Origin of the sequence: Streptomyces humi (assembly GCF_001005085.2) — a bacterium.
Classification (GTDB): domain Bacteria; phylum Actinomycetota; class Actinomycetes; order Streptomycetales; family Streptomycetaceae; genus Streptomyces; species Streptomyces humi.
In genome coordinates this window covers 1-17,939 of the sequence record NZ_LBMU02000053.1, presented here as the reverse complement: position 1 = coordinate 17,939, position 17,939 = coordinate 1, and the positions used below count along the sequence as shown (strand labels likewise).

Genomic DNA, 17,939 nt, shown 5'->3' with positions numbered 1-17,939 from the left:
CCTCCCCACCCTCCTCCGTCGTTCCGTACCGTACGGGGCGACGGAGGAGGGGCTGTGGCCGGACTGCGCCTGGGACCGCTGCTGAGGTACACCGACGGCTCGTCGGCGACCGTCTGGGTCGAGACGAGCCGTCCGTGCACCGCCGAGGTGCGCTGCGCGGACGGCGCCGCCGGCACCGCCCGCACCTTCCAGGTGGCGGGCCACCACTACGCCCTGGTCCCGGTCACCGGACTGGCCCCGGGGACCTCACCGTCGTACGACGTACTCCTCGACGGCGCGCGGGTGTGGCCGCCGCCCGACTCCCGCTTCCCACCCTCGGTGATCCGCACGCCGGCCGCCGGCGAGGCGCTGCGGGTGACCTTCGGCTCCTGCCGGTGGGCCGCACCCCCGGCCGACGGCCAGGACCCGGTCGGACCCGACGCCCTGGACAGCCTGGCCGTCCGCGTCGCCGCCGGCGGCGAACGCCCGGACGTGCTGCTGCTGTTGGGCGACCAGGTGTACGCCGACGAGACCTCGGCCGCCACCCGCCGCTGGCTCGCCGCCCGCCGCGACCTCGCGGACGCCCCCGGCGCCGAGGTCGCGGACTACGAGGAGTACACCCGGCTCTATTACGAGTCCTGGCTCGACCCCGAGGTCCGCTGGCTGCTCTCCACCGTGCCCACCTGCATGGTCTTCGACGACCACGACGTGATCGACGACTGGAACACCTCCGCCGCCTGGCTGGCCGGCATGCGGGCCACCCCCTGGTGGCAGGAGCGGCTGCTGAGCGGGCTGATGTCGTACTGGGTCCACCAGCACCTCGGCAACCTCTCCCCGGCCGAACTCGCCGCCGACCCGCTCTACGCCGCCGTCCTCGCCTCCCCCGACGGCACCGACGCGCTGCGCGCCTTCGCCGCCGGGGCCGACACCGACCCGGCCTCGGTGCGCTGGAGCTACCGGCGGGACTTCGGGCGGGTACGGCTGCTGATGGTGGACACCCGGGCGGCCCGCGTGCTCGACGAGCAGAGCCGCGCCATGCTCGACCCCGGCGAGGCCGGGTGGCTGCGCGAACAGGCGCTGGCCGACCGGGAGTCGTACGACCACCTGCTGGTCGGCACCTCACTGCCCTGGCTGCTGCCGCATCTCATACACGACCTGGAGACCTGGGACGCGGCCCTGTGCCGGGGCGAACGCGGGCCCCGCTGGGCGAGGTTCGGGGAACGGCTGCGCCGGGCGGCCGACCTGGAGCACTGGGCGGCCTTCCCGGCGTCCTTCGCCGAACTGGCCGCCCTGTTCGCCCGCACCGGCTCCGGGCCCGAGGCCCCCGCCTCCGTCTGCGTGCTCTCCGGGGACGTCCACCACGCGTACGTCGCCGAACCCGCGTGGCCCACCGGTACGGCACCCCGCTCCCGGGTGGTGCAGCTCACCTGCTCCCCCGTCCACAACTCGGTGCCGCCCACGATCCGGGCCGGCTTCCGCTTCGGCTGGAGCGCCCCGGCCCGGTTCCTCGGCCGACGGCTGACCCGGCACGGGCGCTGCCCGCGACCGCCGGTGACCTGGCGCAAGGCGGGCGGACCCTGGTTCGGCAACCAGCTCATGACACTGACCCTGCACGGCCGTTCGGCCCGCCTCCGGCTGGAACGGGCCCGCCGCGACGGAACCCTGACGACCGTACGGGAGACGATCCTGACCGAATGAGGCCGCCGACGACCCGCGGTCCCGGCCGGGGCCGACGCCTCGGGCCGACGCCTCAGGTCAACGCCTCGGTCGACGCCTCGGGACGACGCTTCGAGTCGACACCTCAGGCCGATGGCCCGGGTCGACGTCCCTGCTCGACGTCCCTGCTCGATGGCCGGGTCAAGACACGCCGTCGGTCGGATAACCCTTTGCGGATCTCGCGAACCCCCCGTGAAACTCCTGTCACACCCCCGGCGTACGCTGTATGGCTGTCATCGGGGGGCGCAACAGGACAATCACGGGGGAACCGTCGTGTGGGAAAGCATGGGGTCGCTGGAGGCCGGGCCATGGATGTACGCCATGGTGGCCCTCTCCGTGCTGCTCGACGTGTTCCTGCCGGTCCTGCCGAGCGGCGTGCTGGTCATCACCGCGGCCACGGCAGCGGCGGCGGGCTCCGGCGCCTCCGCCGGACAGGTTCCGCACGTCGTGCCCGACTTCCTGGCACTGGTCTTCTGCGCCGCCACCGCCTCCTTCCTCGGCGACCTCGTCGCCTACCGGCTGGCCTGGCGCGGCGGGGCCCGGCTGGACCGGGCGATCGCCCGCTCACGGCGGCTGAGCAGCGCGCAGGAACGTCTCGGTGAGGCGCTGTCCCGGGGCGGCGGCGCGCTGGTGGTACTGGCCAGGTTCGCCCCGGCCGGCCGTTCCCTCGTCTCCCTCGGCGCCGGCGCCGCCCACCGCCGCGTCCGCGACTTCCTCCCCTGGTCCGCCCTCGCCGGACTGACCTGGGCGGTCTACAGCGTCGCCCTCGGCTACCTGGGCGCCCAGTGGCTGGGCGCGACCTGGGTGGCCACGGCCGTCTCGGTCGCGGCGCTGTTCGGCGCGGGCGCGGGCGCCGGGTATCTGATGCGAAAACGCCCGGCGTGACCTGCCCGGCGTGACCCACCCGGCGTGACCTGTCCGACGCGAGCTGTCCGGCCGTCCGCCTCAGCCGCTCGCGGGCCGGCCGCGTACCTCCAGCGTCCCCAGCAGTTCGGCGGTCGCCGCCGCCACCGCGTCCACCGCCCGCTCGAACGCCTCCCGGTTGTGCGCGGCCGGCGCCCGGAACCCGGACACCTTCCGTACGTACTGCAACGCGGCGGCACGGATCTCCTCCTCCGTGGCCTCCTCGGCCAACTGGGGCGGACGCAGGGTCTTGATACTCCGGCACATGTCATCAGTCTCCCGCAGACCCCCCTTCTGCTGCGAGGATCTTCCCGAGGCGGCCACCGTTCCGGGGCCGACCGACGAGAGGACCGAACCCATGACGAACGCGTCCCGCCCGCCCCACGCACCGCAGGCACCCGACACACCACAGCCACCCCACGCACCGCAGCCACACCGCGCACCCCACGCACCCCACGCACCGCACGCATCAGAAGCCCTCGGTGGGCCGAAGCCGTCCGACGGGGCGGGGCTCACCTTCGCCGTGCTCGGACCCGGTGGGGTCGGCGGCCTGCTCGCCGCCCTGCTCTCCCGCGCCGGCCACCGCGTCCTGTGCCTGGCCGGCGAGGAGACCGCCCGCACCCTGCGCAGCACCGGACTCCAGGTCCGCAGCACCGTCTTCGGCGACTTCACCGCCCCCGTGGACGCCGACACCGCCTTGCGTGAACCGGTCGACGCCTGCCTGATCACCGTCAAGGCCACCGCCCTTGACGCGGCCCTCACCCGGATCCCGCCCGCGGTCCTCGGCGACGCCCTGCTCGTGCCGTTCCTGAACGGCGTGGAACACCCCGCGCTGCTGCGCGCCCGCTACTCCCCCGACCTGGTGGCCCCGTCCGTGATCCGTGTCGAGTCCACCCGCCGGGCGCCCGGCCTGATCGAACACACCAGCCCCTTCGTGGAGATCGACCTCACCGGCGGCAAGGTTCCCCGCACCCGGCTGACCACCCTGGCCGAGGCCCTCACCACGGCCGGCCCGGCCACCCGGGTCCTGGACGACGAGACCACGGTCCTGTGGGCGAAGATGTCCTTCCTCGCCCCCTTCGCCCTCCTCACCACCCGCTACGGCCTCCCGCTCGGCGAGGCCCGCACCCGGCACCGCGAGGAACTGGCCTCCCTCGTCGCGGAGACGGCCGCGGTCAGCCGCGCCTGCGGTGCTCCGGCCGACCCGGCCCAGGCGCTCGCCCGCTACGACGCCTTCCCGGCCGCCACCAAGTCCTCGATGCAGCGCGACGCGGAGGCGGGCCGCCCGCTCGAACTCGACGCGATCGGCGGCGCGTTGCTCCGCGCCGCGGACCGGCACGGCGTACCCGTGCCGGTGACCGCCCGCATCGTGCGGGAGCTGCGCGAGACGGCGGGCTAGGGCGTCCGCCCCGGGGTCAGGGGGTGCGCGCGGCCGGGGGTCCGGGCGGCGGCGACGAAGGCGGCCATCTTCGCGCGGCTCTTGATCCCCGGCGCCGTCTCGACGCTGCTGGAGACGTCCACCCCGTAGGGCCCGAAGTCCTCGATGACACCGGTCACGTTGTGCTCGTCGAGGCCGCCCGCGATCACGACCCGTCCGGGCAGGTCCGCGACCCAGCCGGGGATGTCCGCGAACACCCCGCTGCCCGCGCTGGCGTCGTAGAAGAAGTACTCCAGTGCCTCCGGCCGCTCGGGCGGGGTGCCGGAGGCCAGGGCGAGGTTCGGGATGTCGGCCGTCTCGTAGATCTGCACGGTGTCGAAGTGCCCGGCGACGGCCGCCGTCTCCTCGTACGTGAGGGCCACGGCGAAGACGGGGATCCGCCCGCGGGCGTGCCCGGCCAGCCGCACGGCTTGCTCGGGCGGGCAGTACCGCTTGCTCTTCGGGGTCACGACGATCCCGACCGCGTCGTAGCCCAGCTCCACGGCCCAGTCGATCTGCTCCTCGCGGGTGAGCCCGCACACCTTCACGAACGTCGGCCGTTGCCCGCTCATCCTGTCCCCTGCTCCGTTCTCCCGCCGGGCGGGAACGCGATCGTGCCGTCCAGGGTCTCATCACCGGAGCCCCGTCACGGGCCCGGGCGTTGTCAGTGGTGGCTGCCAGGATCACCCCCATGACGGACACGAGCGAGGACCGTACCGGCGGGGGCCCCACGAGCGGCCGTACCAGCGACGGCCGTACGGGCGAGGACTGGCGGTCCCTCCTGACCCGGTGGAGCCAGGAATGGGCGGACGCGCAGGCCGGGCCGGCGCCGGAGGGCGAGCCGCCGGCCCGGGACGCGGAGCCGCTGCGCACCCGCTGGCTCGGCTTCCCGCCCGCCCCGGAGGAACGGATACGGGCGCTGGAGGAGAAGCTCGGGCACCGGCTGCCGCCGTCCTACCGGACGTTCCTCGCGGTGAGCGACGGCTGGCGGTACGCGGGCGGCTTCGTCTGGCTGCTCGCCGGCACCGACGGGGTCCGGTGGCACGAGGACGCGGCAGGCCTCTCCGAGTACTTCCCCGGCGAACTGGACGACGACCCCTCCCCCCAGGACGAACTCCTCGCCGGGATGTGGGGCCGGGCGCTGCAACTGGACGTGGAGTCGGACGCCCTCTACGTCCTGCTGGACCCCGGTGACGTGGACGAGGCGGGCGAGTGGGCCCTCTACACCTGGGCGCCCTGGCATGCCGACCAACCGAGGCGCTACGAGTCGTTCGGTACGTTCATGGAGGCGATGTACCGGGAGTTCCACCACCTCGAGGTCAGCCGCTCGGAGCGGTCGCGGACACCGTTCGTCAACGCCACGACCCGGGCCCAGGACGCGGCCGTGGACAGGGCCCGCCTGGACGCGCTCGGCGGTCGGTACGAGCGGGCCTCGGCCGCCCTGGCGGAGGCGGACTCCTTCGGCAGACCGCGGGCGAGAGGCCTGCGGGACCAGATCCGCCGACTGCTCGGCGAGACGTACATGGTCTACTTCCAGGGCCTGACCGCCGACCCGATGTACGCCCCGGAGGTCGTGCCGGTCCTGCTGGCCGAGCACGTGCGCATGCGCGGGGACGACGACCGCCTGCCGCACACCCTGACCGGCGCCCCCGAGGCGGTGCTCCGGGCGGCGGACGGCATCCTGCGGCAGCTCCGCGCAGGCACCTACCGCTACACCGCCGAGGGCCCCTTCGGCCGTGCCGTCGAGGAGGCACGCGAACAGGCCCGCTGGGGCGGGACCGACGCGGCCTGGCACACCCTGCGCGCGGCCCTGCCCGAGTGGCGGCCGCTCAGTCCGGACCACCTCGCCCCCATCGGGCTGTGCGCCGACTCGCTCCTCGGCGCCCTGATCACCCGGGAACGCGGCCAGGAGCTCCTGGCCACCCCCCGGGCCGGCCTGGCGGGCGACATCCCGGCGCCCACCGCGGACCTGGACCCACCGGGGCTTGCCTGGCTGGCGGACGCGGACGCCGGCGGCTCCCGGAAGTCGTACCGCTTCCTTCTGGTGGAAGGAGTGGCACCAGCCGGTCTGCCCGCCCTGATCGGCGCCGACGACACCACCGCCCTCGACGCTCCGGCGACCTCGTGGGAGGCACGCCGCCTGTCCTCCGGCGACCAGGACGACGCCGCTCCCTGGGCGGACCGGGCACGCATGGCCGTGGGTCGCGCCGGGCCGGGCTGGAGCTTCGCCTTCGAGCCCCGCCCCGGCGGACGCTTCCACGAACAACGCCTCACCTCCCCCGCTCTCGCCGCCTCCGCCGGCACCCGCGTGGTGACCGTCTGGAGCCAGCCCTCCGACGGCCTCCGCCCCGCCGTCTTCCACCTCTCCTTCGCCCAGGACGGCGAGGAACGCTACGGCCTCACCACCGACGGCACCACGACCACGACCCGGGGCCCCGTGCCGGAATCCCTGCTCCCTCCTTCCGCTCGACCGCCCGCCCCCTCCGACGACCACGGACACCACCGGGCCGAACGCCACATCCTCGAAGCCCTCTCCGCCGAACTCCCCGTCCGGCTGCCCCGGTTCGCCCTCACCCACGGCCGCCTGCACACCCTCCGCACCCGCCCCTGGAACCGGCCCCCGCAGCCCGGCGAGACGTACCTGACCGTTCGGATAGTGCGCGGGCAGCCGGGAGACGGGAGGTAGGCGGGAACCACCGGGGCCTCTTCAGCCGGCCGAGCGGGCGCGGGTCCCCGCCCCCACGGGGCGTATCCGGGGGATCAGAGCCGGGACACGGGCGCGGTAGGCCTCGTAGGAGGCGCCGAACCGGGCGGCCATGAGTCCGTCCTCGGCGCGGACCCGGAGCAGCAGCCACGGCACGGTCACCGCCAGGACCACCGTCCAGGCACCGAAGCCGCAGGCCGACATCGCGCGCCTTTCGCGGTCCGGCAGCCCGCCTCCACCCGCCCTCGAACACATGAACCCCACGAACGAACTCGCCATGCAAAATCGAACAGGCGTACCATTGCCGTGTGGCTGCGACCTATGACTTTCCGAGTGACCTCCTCGCCGGTCAGGAGGAGCTGCATCAGGTCCGGGCCGAGCTGTCGGCCCTGCTGAAGCGGCTCCCCTGGTCGGTCGAGCCGCTGGACGGATTCAGTGACGACGGTGGCTGGCGCAAGGTGGAGCGCCCCGCCTCCCCGGGCTGGACCGAGGACCAGCAGGCCGAGGTGGAGAAACTGCGCCGCCGCGAACACGAGCTGGCGGTGTTCGTCAGCGGCCACCGCTTCTGGGCCGAGGTGACGGCCCCGGACCGCATGGACGCCCGAAGCCGCCTCAAGCACGCACACGAGCAGGACTGACCGCCCCCCCCGGGCGATCGACAGAGGGCCCCGAACCGATCACGGTTCGGGGCCCTCTGTCTGATCATGCAGCGTGGGCGCGGACGGTTTCGAACCGCCGACATCCTGCTTGTAAGGCAGGCGCTCTACCCCTGAGCTACGCACCCGGGACGAGTCGACAGCCTACATTGCCCAAGGCCCTGTCCCACAAACCCGTATCCGCGCCCTTCGCCGGAAACCGTGAACTGACCGGCTCGTGTGTTCGTCTTTTCCAGGTGGGAGAATGTCATCGGCGCCAGGACACAGGGCGCTCCGCGGCACGGGAGAGGGTAGTGACGGCGACATCGGCGACACCCGGGCAGTCGTACTCGCCTTCCCCGCGGTCCCGGCCGCGCCCCGGCCCGTCGGCGGCGCCGCGGTCCCTGCTGCTCCGGGACTCGCTCACGCTTGTCGCTCTGCCGGTGCTGGCGCTGCTCGTGCTGCCGGGGGCGTTCGCCGGCGGGGGGACCCGGCGGTGGTTCGGGGGGCGGGCCGAGGGGCAGCGGGCGGAGGCGCAGGCGGCCAAGGACGCCGCTGCCGCCGCGTTCTACGAGCTGGACACCGCGCAGCGGGATCTGCGGATCTCGATAGAGACCATCACCGCCGTCGACGACTCGCCCGCCGCCCGTCGGGCCGTGACCGACTTCGAGGCGCTGGGGCGTCGGATCGACGAGGTGAGCAACCGGTACATCCAGGCCATCGACGCCTACGACCTGGACCGGGACGACCTGGAGGCCGCCGTCGCGGCGCGGGCGCGGACGGAGATCACCAAGGCCAAGGACGAGCTGGTCGGCGTCAAGCGGGAGCTGGACCGGTTCGGGGAGTCGCTGGGGCCGCTGCTGGGCAAGGCCGAGACGCAGCTGGCGCGGCTGGCGCCCGCCGTGGAGCGGGCCCGGCAGGCGCTGCTGGCGGCGAGCAACGCGCTCGACGCCGTGCGGCGGACCGAGCTCAGGGCCGATGACCTGGCGGCTCGGCTCGCGGCGCTCGCTCCTGAGCTGACGAAGCTCAATCAGGGTGCCGGTCAGCACGGGGCGCAGGCGACGCTGGAGCGGGCCGGGCGGGTGCAGCGGGAGGCCGAGGCGATCCGGGTCGAGGCGGAGCGGCTGCCGGAGCAGGCCGCCGAGATCGATCACCGGCTGGTGAGTCTGCGCACCCGTGCGCAGGCGCTGACCACTCGGGCCGGGCAGGTGGACCCGGTCCTGAGCGAGCTGCGGCGGCGGTTCTCGGCGGCCTGCTGGCAGGATCTTCAGCAGGTGCCGGAGCAGGCCGCCGTGAACGTCCGGCAGGCCGAGGTGAAGCTGCGGGAGGCGCAGGCGGCGCGGGACGCGCAGAAGTGGGCGGACGCCACGTCGCTGCTGTCCACGGCGCGGGCGTTGCTCAACGGTACGGACGAGGCCGTTTCCGCCGCAGGTGACCGGCTGTCCCGGCTGAACGCGGTGCAGAAGGATCCGCGGGCGGAGATCGAGCGGACCCGGTTCGCGATCCGGGACGCGCAGCGGCTGGCGATGGCGGGGCGGACCAGCCCCGATCCGCGGCACGCGCGGCCGCTGGACGAGGCGGTGGCGCGGCTGGACCGGACGGCGGGGATGCTGGAGGGGCGGCATCCGGACTACTGGCGTTTCCTGACGGAGACGGAGGCGGTCCGGCAGTCGGTCGCGCGGGTGGTGGCGCAGATCCGGGAGGATCGCGGGGCCGGCGCTCAGTGAGCCGTTTGCCGCCGGGCCGTGCCGGGCGGATATTGGTGGGAGCGGCCGGCGACGGCGGTCCCCCGCCGGGGCGGCGGTCCACGGTCCAGACAGCGATCCGCGATCCAGATCAGGAGGCGGAGATGGCCTCACACACGCACTCGGGGACGCGGCGGCGCATCCTGTTCGACGAGGCTCTGCCCGTCGACCACCGCCTGAACAGGGTCTACCGGATCGGTGCCGGTCTGATGGGCCTGTTCCTGGTGGCCTTCGGCATCCTCGGGCTGACCGACAACATCGGCTTCTTCGACACCGGGGGCAACACCGCGATCGGCCTGAACACCAACGGCGCGCTGAGCGTGTTGTCGATCTGTGTCGGGCTGCTGCTGTTCGTCGGGATGGTGATCGGCGGGAACTTCGCGTCGACGCTGAACATGGTGCTCGGCGTGCTGTTCATCCTGAACGGCTTCCTGTTCCTGGGCCTGCTCGGCACGGATTCGAACTTCCTGGCCTTCGGGATCCAGAACGTGCTGTTCAGCTTCGTGGTGGGGCTGGTGCTGATGGCGTTCGGGATGTACGGCAGGGTCAGTACGAACCTGCCGCACGACAACCCGTACTGGCGGGCCCGCCACCCCGAGGCGGAGCAGCGGGCCACACCGTCGGCAGCCGATGATCAGGTGCGGTAGGCGTAGTAGTACGCGTTCGGGTAGGACGCGATGAGGCTCGCCAGCGACCTGCGGTAGGTGTTGTTCGAGTGGTACGTGACGTACGGGATGCCGTTGGCCTTGTACGTCACGATCATCGTGTGGTCCTTCTCCCCGTTCCGGTCGAAGTCCATCTGGATTACGTCGCCGACCTCGGCCTGGTAGACGTTGGCGAGCGGGGTGGTGCGCTTGGAGTTCTGCGCGAACCAGGACCACTCGTTGACGCCGACGAACGAGTCCGACTGGATGTCGGCGTTGCCGAACCACTTGGTGTAGTCGTAGACGTAGCCCGGGACGTGCTTCCAGCCGCCGGCCTTCAGGGACTGGCTGACGAAGTTGGTGCAGTCGCCGCCGGCGCCGTGGCCGTTGAAGTCCGGGTAGTCGGTGTTGTAGTTGTTCCAGTACTTCTCGGCGTAGGCGGCCATCGCCTTGTAGTCGTACGTGCCGCCGGTCAGCGTCTTCGGCACGGCCGCCGGGTTGCGGGTGGTGGCCGCGCGCGGGGCGTCGGGGGTGGTGTTGCCGTCGTCGCCGGTGGCGGGGGCCTTGACCGAGGGCTTGGACAGCGTGTTGACGGCGAGGCCGCCGTCGTCGGTGTCCTGGATCCTGGTGAGCTGCCAGACGCCCTGCCGGTCGGCCTTGAAGGTCAGCTCGTGGTGGGCCTGGAAGCCGGTGTTCTTCGGCTGGCCGGCGGCGGCCTTCGCGTAGGTCAGCGTCGTGGTCTCGGTGACGTCGGCCTTGGCGGTGCGGCCGGTGACCCGGGTCGCGTCGAGCGTCACCTGGGTGCTGCCGGCGCTGTAGGTCTCGCCGAGCTTCGCGATGCTGCTCTGGCGGCCGCGCAGCTGCGTCAGCGCCTTGTCCTCGTCGCGCGTCTGCGTGCTGGAGAGGCGGACGTCGCCGGAGAAGCGGGAAGTGGTCTGCTTCTGTGCGGCCCCGTGGACGAGCGCCTGGGTGCGGTCGGTGAAGACCGCGTCGGCCAGCTTCTGGAAGGTGGCCTTGGTCGCGGCGTCCACGGTGGGGTCGTCGACGACGGCCGCGCCCGCGCTCCAGTTGGGCACGAGGGCGACGCCGGCGACGACCGACGCGGCCGCCGCCGTGACTATGGCCGCGCGGCTCCGCCTACGGCTCAGTTTTCTGGATTTCAATGGTGTTTCCCCTCTACGCCGGTACACCTACCGGGCGACGGCATCTTCGCACGGCGTGTGTGACAGCTGTGAAGGGGGTTGCACGATTGGAATCCGCTTGCTGTCGAGTCGAGTTGACATGGACCAGCGGTATGTCGCATACCGCTTATTTCACGACGGTCGACCAGTCCGCCGGCGCCTGGGCCGGGTCGAGGGTGCGCAGCCGGGCCAGGGTCTCGGGATCCTGGGCGTCGAGCCAGTCCGAAAGCTCCTTGAAGGACACGCACTTGACGCCCTTCTTGGTGCATATCTTCGGGATGACCTGGTCGATGGCCTTCATGTAGATGCTGCCGTTCCAGTCCTCGAAGTGGTTGCCGATGAACAGCGGGGCGCGGCTGCCGTAGTAGACGCGGTTGAAGCCGTTCATGTACGAGTTGACGGCTTCCTGTTCCCATTCGGCGTACTTCGAGGGGTCGCCGTCGACCTCGCCGCCGGACTGGTTGTAGAGGAAGTTGAAGTCCATCGACAGGGCCTGGATGTTGCTGCCGTAGGGCAGCAGCTGGAGCGGGAAGTTCCAGAGGCCGTCCTTCTTGCCGGGCCATATCTGGTAGTCGCCGGGGGAGCTGGCGTCGTACTTCCAGTTGTAGCCGTACTTCTGGAGCGCCTTGAGCAGGTTCGGCTGCCCCTCCAGGCAGGGGGCGCGGCCGCCGACGACCTCCTGTCTGAAGTCGAAGGGCAGGGCGGGGATGTCCTTGAAGCCGGTGTTGGTCTTCCAGTTCTCGACGAACTTGTAGAACTGGTCGATCTCGCTCTTCCACTGGGCGACGCTCCAGTCGCCGCCGCCCTTGGCCTCGCAGAAGTGGCCGTTGAAGTGGGTGCCGATCTCGTTGCCCTGGTCGTACGCCTCGCGCAGCTGCTCCAGTGTGGTGCGGATGTGGGCGTCGGTGGCGTAGTCGATGGCGGCGTCGCCGGGCTGGTGCATGGGCCCGGTGTAGAGGCTCTTCTTGCTCTTGGGCAGCAGGTAGATGCCGGTGAGGAAGAAGGTCATGTGGGCGTTGTACTCCTTGGCCATCTCCCGGTAGTGCGAGAAGAGATGGTCGTCGCCCTCCAGGGCGCCGTCCCAGGAGAAGACGACGAACTGGGGCGGTTTCTCACCGGGCTTGAGCTTCTCGGGCTTCAGCTGGCCCTTCTGCGGCCCGGTGTACGACGTGGAGCCGTCCCCCAGGATCTTCGTCTTGCCGTCCCACTTCGGTGAGGCCGACGCCGACGGGCTGGCCTTCTTCGTGCCGGAGGCGGTGGGGGTGGTGTCGTCCTGCTTGGTGAGCACCAGGTAGCCCGCGACGAGGGAGGCGACGACCAGGAAGGCGGCCAGCGTCAGGAACTCCGGGCGGGCGGGACGGCGGTCGCGGGCGGGCGCCTTGCGGCGGCGGCCGCCGGTTGTCGGCTTCGTACGGGGCTTCATGCGGGGCTCATTCTGCGCGGGTGGTGGGGCGGGGCTCGGGGCTTCGGTGGTCAGTCAAGGCCCGTGGCCTTCGCCCAGACCGTGTACGGGACGTTGTCGGTGCCGGTGCCGGCCAGTCCCTTGAGCGGGAGCGGCTCCAGGGATTTGTTGAGGTCGATGCGGTATACGACGACCGATGTCGTCACGTTCGAGAGTGTGCCGGTGTACCAGGCGGCGGTGTCCTTGCCGGTGGCTTCGGTGGTGCCCGCCTTGCCGGCCGCCGTGGTGCTGAGCGCGGCCGTCGGGTGGGCCAGCCGGAAGGACTCGGTGAGTGCCTGCTCGACGTCCTCGGCGACGTCGTCACGGACGGCGCGGGCCGGCTGCGGGGTGTTGAGGGCGACCCGGTGGCCGTTGCGGGTGATCTTGGCGACGGAGTAGGGCTCGGTGTGGTTGCCGCCGGCCGCGAAGGTGGCGTATCCGCTCGCCATGCGGATGGCGCTGGGGGTGGAGCTGCCCATGGACAGGGCCGGTACCTGCGCCCCGATGGTGTCGGAGAGCAGTCCGGAGGCGATCGCGGTGGAGCGCACCTTGTCGAGTCCGGTGTCCATGCCGAGTTGCATGAACGGTGTGTTCACGGACTGGGCGAGGGCTCTCTCCAGGCTGATCTGCCCGTACGACTTGCCGTCGTCGTTGTTCGCGTGGACCTTCTTGCCGCTGCGGTCCCAGTACGGTCCGTCGAGCGTGGTGACGGGGATCTTGTCGTCGCCGTCGTAGAGCGTTCCGGGCAGGACGTCGGTGGCGGCGCCGCCGCGTTCCTTGTGGATGCCGTTCTGTAGACCGGCGGCGTAGACGAAGGGCAGGAAGGAGGAGCCGGCCGGGACGGTGGTGGCGTTGGACTCGTTGTAGCCCTGTTTCCGGTGGTCCGGGCCGCCGTAGACGGCGATGATCCGCCCGTCGGTGGCGACCGAGGCGGCCCCGTAGTGCGCGGCGTCGGCGAGCTTGGGGTCGCTCTTCTCGGCGTCCTTGCGGGCCTTGGTCACGGCCTCGGTGAGCGTGGCCTCCTTCTTCCGGTCGAAGGTGGTGTAGATCTGGTAGCCGCCGAGGTCGAAGTCCTTGTCCGAGATGTGGGCGGACTTCTTGGCGTACTGCTGGGCCAGTTCCACCAGGTAGTCGCTCTGGCTGCCGGTGTCGTACACCTTGTTGGTGGCGATCGGCTCGGGGAAGGTCTTGTACTTGGCCCGCTCGGCCGGTGACAGCTTGCCTATCTTGACCATCCGGTCGAGGATCCAGGACCAGCGTTCCACCGCGCGCTTGTGGTTGGCGGCGCTGAGCGTCGGGTCGTAGAGCCCGGCGCCCTTGAGCAGCGAGGCGAGCATGGCGGCCTGGCTGGCGTTCAGCTTGCTGACGTCCTTGCCGTAGTAGGCCTGGGCGGCGCGCTGGATGCCGTACGTGCCGCGGCCGAACCAGCTGGTGTTGAGGTAGCCCTCCAGGATCTGGTCCTTGCTCATCTTGTTGTCGAGCTTGAGGGAGATCATGGCTTCGGTGAATTTGCGGCTTACCGTCTGGTTCTGCGTGAGATAGACGTTTTTCACGTATTGCTGCGTGATGGTGGAACCGCCCTCGGTGTCCCCTTCGCCGATCGTGCGGTACAGGGCCCGGGTGATGCCCTTGACCGAAATCCCGGGGTCCGAGTAGAAGCTCTCGTTCTCCGCGGCGAGCACCGCCCAGCGCACGTCCACGGGTATGTCCTTGAGCGGCATGTCCTGCCGCTGCACCCAGCCGGTCCGGGCCATCGGCGTGCCGTCCGACCAGAAGTACACGTTGTCCTGCTGGGTGGCGTAGGTGTTGAGGTTGGAGGGGATGTCGGTGGCCGCGTAGGCGACGACGAGGAACAGCCCGGTCAGCCCGATGCCGCCGAGCCAGGCGCCGAGCCACTGCCGCCAGGACGGCACCCAGCGCCGCCAGCCGGCCCGGCCGGGCCGCGGGTACTTCGGCCGCAGCTTGCGCGCGTACGGCGCCAGTGGCGCGAGCCGGGGCCCCACGAGAGCCCGGACACCCGCCAGCGCCGCCAGCGCCCGCTCACGCGGCGACAGGCGGGCGCTGCGGCGCCGTTCGGCCCGGCTGCCGGAGGCCGTCGGCTCCGGGTCCGGCTGCCGCTGTTCGGGCACCCTGATCTGCATCGTGACGTCCGCCCGCAGGGCGTCCACCTTCAGGTGCAGGGTCTCGTCGTGGACCGGCCGCTCCGGCTTCTTCCGCCGCTGCCCGGCAGCAGGCGCCGGGGTGTCACGGGCGGCGCGGACGCCCTCGCCCTCGTCCGCCTTCGCGGCGTCCTCGGCGCGCAGGGCGTGCAGCTCGTTCCACAGGGCCTCCGCCTTGCCCCGCGCGACCTCCTGCGCACGCTGAGCGTCGTCGCCCTTCTGCCGCAGAGCATGCTCCGCGCGCAGGCCGTCGACCTTCAGATGCAGGGTCGCATCCGGCTCGAACGGCTTCTTTCCCCGGGATCCGGCCTGGTCATGGCCCTTTTCCGGGTCGCCCGTCCGCTCCGTTGCGTCCGTCACGACTGCGTCTCCCCTCGCACTCGGTCTTGCGCGCGCGGTTAGACAGGTCGGGTGGACAGGCCGCGACAGTCGCGGCGCTATGAGCCCCCCTCTTCCCCCGGTCTTTCGGCTCCTCGCGGCCAGCTCAAATTATCAGCGATCTTTTCAATATCTCCGCACAAGTATCGGACAGAAAGGAACACTCATGAAATTCTGAGGTGTAGTGATGCCCGTCACTCCCGCATCACTGCCGCTAGCCTGTTCCCATGCCCCGTTACGAGTACCGCTGCCGTACCTGCGCCGACACCTTCGAACTCGCCCGTCCGATGGCTGAGTCGTCGGCTCCGGCAGTCTGCCCCGACGGGCATGAAGACACTGTAAAGCTCTTGTCCGCGGTGGCGGTCGGGGGTACGACGTCCGCGCCCGCCGCCGCCTCCGCGGGCGGCTGTTGCGGCGGCGGCTGCTGCTGCGGTTAACCCTCCGTACGAACGGCCTTCAGGAATTCCCTCAGGATTCGCTCCCCGGCGAGCACCCCGCGCTCCGGCAGCGCGCTGACGGCCGGGCCGGCCCACCCGGCGTCGGCCAGCTCGCCGTGGCCCGGCCGCCAGCCCCGGTCCGCGGCCAGCAGCAGGTCGGCGTCGAGCAGCGAGTCCCCGGCGGCCAGCGTCAGTTCGGCCCCGGTCCTGCGCGCCACCTCGCGCATCGCCGCGCTCTTCGTCAGCGGCTTCGGTACGGCGTAGATCTTCCGGCCCTGGAGGGACACCGTCCAGCCGCGGTTCTCCGCCCACACCGCGAGACCCTTCACCCACTCCTCGGGCAGCAGCTCCCGCTCCACCACCAGGTAGGCGAACAGGTCCTCGGCGACACGCTGCTTGCGCAGCCACACCGGGTCGGCGTGCGCCGTCAGATACGCCCGCACCTCGTCCAGCGGCGCGCACTCGTCGGCCAGCCGCGCCAGCACCCGCCCGTGCCAGTCCCCGTCGGAGACCCCGTCCACCAGCAGATGCCCGCCGTTGGCGCAGATGGCGTACCTCGGCGCGGGCCCCGGCAGGTTGATCCGCTCGTACTGCTTACGGGTCCGGGTGGTCGTCGGCACGAAGACGGCCGCGTCCCCCAGCTCGGTCAGCAACTGCGCGGCCGTCTCCGTCAGGTACGACAACGGCCTGCTCTCGTGCACCTCGACACAGAGCAGCCGGGGCGCCCGCGCGTCCGGCACGGTCAGCGCCAGGGCCCCCGCGGAGTAGATCAGCGTACGGTCGAGGTCGCTCGCGACGAGCACCGCCATCAGACGTTCACCGCCCTGCCGTCGGCGCCGGTCGCACCACGGGTGTACTTCGGGTGGATCAACCCGACACAGGTGTACGGCAGTTCGCCGACCTCCTCCACCGGTACCCCTCTCTGCTCCGCCAGCAGCCGCACATGGTCCAGGTCGGCGCCCGCCCCGGCCCGCGCCAGGATCTTCCAGGGCACCCGGCGCAGCAGCACCCGGGTGGTCTCGCCGACACCCGGCTTGACGAGGTTCACGTCGTGGATGCCGTACTCCTCGCTGATCCGCTCGACGGCCGCCCAGCCCTCCCAGGTCGGCGTCCGGTCGGCGACCGCCAGCTCCTTCACGGCCGTGTCCACCGCGTCCACGACCTCGCCGAAACGCGCGGCCACCGCGTCCAGGAACGCCACCGACACGTCGGCGCCGGCCAGCTCGCGGTAGAACTTGGCGCCGTGGAAGTCGTGCGGGCCCACCAGGTCGGCCCGCAGCACGGTCCGCGAGATCAGCCCGGAGACGGTCGAGTTGAGGCAGGCGGAGGGGATCAGGAAGTCCTCCCGGGTGCCGTACGTCCGCACGCACGACCCGGGGTCCGCGAGCACCGCGATCTCCGGGTCGAAGCCGGTGACGCCCGCCTGCTCCTCGAACTCGGCGACCGCGTCGGCCAGTTCCCTGGTGATGGCGCCCTTGCCGGTCCAGCCGTCCACGAAGACGACGTCCCGCGGGTCGTGGTGCGCGGCCAGCCAGCGCAGCGCGTTCGCGTCGATGCCCCGGCCGCGCACGATCGACACCGCGTAGTGCGGCAGGTCCAGGCCGTACCGGAACTGCGCCCAGCGGCGCATCAGCACGCCCACCGGGGTCCCGGCACGGGCCAGCGACACCAGCACGGGGCGCGGTGACCGCTCCGCCAGCACGGTCTCGGTGACGACCCCCACGGCCTGCGCGATCCGCGCGGCCGACGTCTCCAACGCGGCGTGGAACAGCGCCTGGTACCGCTCGCTCGGCTGGTACTCCACCGGCAGCGACTCGGCGTAGTGCGCGCCGCCGCTCTGGATGGCCTCCTCGCGCTCCTCGGTGGGTGCCTCCAGCGTGACCTCCGAGAGGTCCTGGAGCAGCCAGCCGACGTCCTCGGGCGCGTAGGAGGAGAAGGCGGGGCCGCGGAGGGGCTCGGGCAGCATGGCGGGGCTCTCTTCGCAGGGCGCGGGGACGTACGACGGTACAACCGCGAGCAGGACGTGCGGGGCATGCGCGCCGAGCCCGGCCAGCAGGCCGTCGGGGGCGTGCAGTTCGGGGGTGTCGCCGGCGGAGTCGACGAAGAGGACGACCGCGTCGAAGCCGGCGCCGGCGACGTTGTACGCGTAGCGCTCGCCGGGGCCGTCGGCGGGGTCGTCGTGGGCCGGGAAGACCAGACGGCTGCGGATGGCGTAGCCGGGGTCGTCGACGGCCAGGACGGGCGAACGGGTGGTGGTGGAGTACCGCACCTCGGCGGTCACCAGGGCCTCCAGCTCACGGGCGACCCTGAGGGGCGTGTACATCAGCTCCTCGAAACCGAGCGTCAGCACGCGGCGGGCGTCCGGGGGCAGGGCTTCGGCGAGCCTCGCGGCCATCAGGGGGAGGGCCGACTCCAGCCGTGTCCGGTGCGCTGGAGTGAACCCGTGCCGCCCGCCGTCGGGAAGGCCGGGAGGCCAGTGCAGGTCGACACGGGTGAGGTGGGAGTGGTCGGAGTGGTGGGAGTGGGGGGTCGTCCGGTGGTCGGCGGGGTGCGGGCGGGACGGGTGGGCGGTCGTCCGGTGGTCGGTGGAGTGCGGGCGG

16 protein-coding genes and 1 tRNA gene are annotated in these 17,939 nt (G+C 71.9%); 8 read left to right on the top strand and 9 right to left on the bottom strand.

The genetic code is table 11. From position 1 onward, the window contains the following. The first annotated feature begins 54 nt into the window (after positions 1–54). Both AAW13_RS24010 and AAW13_RS24005 read left to right on the top strand, forming a co-directional pair. Positions 55–1,677 carry an alkaline phosphatase D family protein gene (locus AAW13_RS24010; RefSeq protein ID WP_046728366.1) on the top strand — a complete coding sequence of 541 codons (1,623 nt, stop codon included), beginning with the start codon at positions 55–57 and terminating at the stop codon, positions 1,675–1,677. A gap of 291 nt (positions 1,678–1,968) precedes the next feature. Beyond that, positions 1,969–2,580, top strand: a complete 612-nt coding sequence (locus AAW13_RS24005; RefSeq protein ID WP_046728367.1) for a DedA family protein — start codon at positions 1,969–1,971, stop codon at positions 2,578–2,580. Positions 2,581–2,640: 60 nt separating this feature from the next. Here AAW13_RS24005 and AAW13_RS24000 read toward each other — a convergent pair whose 3' ends face one another. Then, a complete protein-coding gene (locus tag AAW13_RS24000; RefSeq protein WP_046728368.1) occupies positions 2,641–2,865 on the bottom strand; it encodes a DUF2277 domain-containing protein in 225 nt (74 codons plus the stop codon). 256 nt (positions 2,866–3,121) lie between these two features. On the opposite strand from AAW13_RS24000, the gene AAW13_RS23995 reads away from it, so the two are divergent. Continuing rightward, a complete protein-coding gene (locus AAW13_RS23995; protein WP_046728369.1) occupies positions 3,122–3,997 on the top strand; it encodes a ketopantoate reductase family protein in 876 nt (291 codons plus the stop codon). Here the strand turns inward: AAW13_RS23995 and AAW13_RS23990 are convergent. Next, positions 3,994–4,587 (bottom strand): phosphoribosylanthranilate isomerase, encoded by a 594-nt coding sequence (locus tag AAW13_RS23990; protein ID WP_046728370.1) that lies wholly within the window; start codon positions 4,585–4,587, stop codon positions 3,994–3,996. The two genes, AAW13_RS23995 and AAW13_RS23990, sit on opposite strands and share 4 nt — an antisense overlap. A 119-nt stretch (positions 4,588–4,706) precedes the next feature. On the opposite strand from AAW13_RS23990, the gene AAW13_RS23985 reads away from it, so the two are divergent. Beyond that, positions 4,707–6,701 carry an SMI1/KNR4 family protein gene (locus AAW13_RS23985; protein ID WP_240528712.1) on the top strand — a complete coding sequence of 665 codons (1,995 nt, stop codon included), beginning with the start codon at positions 4,707–4,709 and terminating at the stop codon, positions 6,699–6,701. A 21-nt stretch (positions 6,702–6,722) separates the two neighbouring features. Here the strand turns inward: AAW13_RS23985 and AAW13_RS23980 are convergent, their stop codons facing one another. After that, positions 6,723–6,923, bottom strand: coding sequence for a hypothetical protein (locus AAW13_RS23980; protein ID WP_046728371.1), 201 nt, complete (start codon positions 6,921–6,923; stop codon positions 6,723–6,725). A 104-nt stretch (positions 6,924–7,027) separates the two neighbouring features. On the opposite strand from AAW13_RS23980, the gene AAW13_RS23975 reads away from it, so the two are divergent. Then, positions 7,028–7,357: a hypothetical protein gene (locus AAW13_RS23975; protein WP_046728372.1), complete on the top strand. Its 330-nt coding sequence runs from the start codon at positions 7,028–7,030 to the stop codon at positions 7,355–7,357. Between the two features lie 74 nt (positions 7,358–7,431). On the opposite strand, the gene AAW13_RS23970 is transcribed toward AAW13_RS23975, so the two are convergent. Then, positions 7,432–7,503 (bottom strand) — tRNA-Val (locus AAW13_RS23970). A gap of 165 nt (positions 7,504–7,668) precedes the next feature. Between AAW13_RS23970 and AAW13_RS23965 the strand changes: the two genes are divergently transcribed. Continuing rightward, the gene (locus tag AAW13_RS23965; RefSeq protein ID WP_046728373.1) at positions 7,669–9,081 is read left to right on the top strand and encodes a hypothetical protein; all 1,413 of its coding nucleotides are present in this window, start codon (positions 7,669–7,671) and stop codon (positions 9,079–9,081) included. A 122-nt stretch (positions 9,082–9,203) separates the two neighbouring features. Next, the gene (locus AAW13_RS23960) at positions 9,204–9,746 is read left to right on the top strand and encodes a DUF4383 domain-containing protein (RefSeq protein WP_046728374.1); all 543 of its coding nucleotides are present in this window, start codon (positions 9,204–9,206) and stop codon (positions 9,744–9,746) included. Here AAW13_RS23960 and AAW13_RS23955 read toward each other — a convergent pair. The 3 genes from AAW13_RS23955 to AAW13_RS23945 all read right to left on the bottom strand — a co-directional run bounded on the left by AAW13_RS23955 (position 9,734) and on the right by AAW13_RS23945 (position 14,506). After that, complete coding sequence (locus tag AAW13_RS23955; protein WP_071659668.1) at positions 9,734–10,906, bottom strand: amidase domain-containing protein; 1,173 nt, start codon at positions 10,904–10,906, stop codon at positions 9,734–9,736. The two genes, AAW13_RS23960 and AAW13_RS23955, sit on opposite strands and share 13 nt — an antisense overlap. A gap of 145 nt (positions 10,907–11,051) precedes the next feature. Continuing rightward, on the bottom strand, positions 11,052–12,347 hold the full coding sequence (locus AAW13_RS23950) for a polysaccharide deacetylase family protein (RefSeq protein ID WP_046728375.1): 1,296 nt from the start codon (positions 12,345–12,347) through the stop codon (positions 11,052–11,054). Between the two features lie 50 nt (positions 12,348–12,397). Next, positions 12,398–14,506: a transglycosylase domain-containing protein gene (locus tag AAW13_RS23945; RefSeq protein ID WP_079178941.1), complete on the bottom strand. Its 2,109-nt coding sequence runs from the start codon at positions 14,504–14,506 to the stop codon at positions 12,398–12,400. A 623-nt stretch (positions 14,507–15,129) separates the two neighbouring features. On the opposite strand from AAW13_RS23945, the gene AAW13_RS23940 reads away from it, so the two are divergent. Continuing rightward, positions 15,130–15,339, top strand: a complete 210-nt coding sequence (locus AAW13_RS23940; RefSeq protein WP_046728376.1) for an FmdB family zinc ribbon protein — start codon at positions 15,130–15,132, stop codon at positions 15,337–15,339. Here the strand turns inward: AAW13_RS23940 and AAW13_RS23935 are convergent. Next, positions 15,336–16,148, bottom strand: coding sequence for an HAD family hydrolase (locus AAW13_RS23935; protein WP_046728377.1), 813 nt, complete (start codon positions 16,146–16,148; stop codon positions 15,336–15,338). The genes AAW13_RS23940 and AAW13_RS23935 overlap by 4 nt on opposite strands. Then, on the bottom strand, positions 16,148–17,939 hold a 1,792-nt coding region (locus AAW13_RS23930; RefSeq protein ID WP_107483393.1), incomplete at its 5' end, for a cysteine protease StiP domain-containing protein. The genes AAW13_RS23935 and AAW13_RS23930, both read right to left, overlap by 1 nt.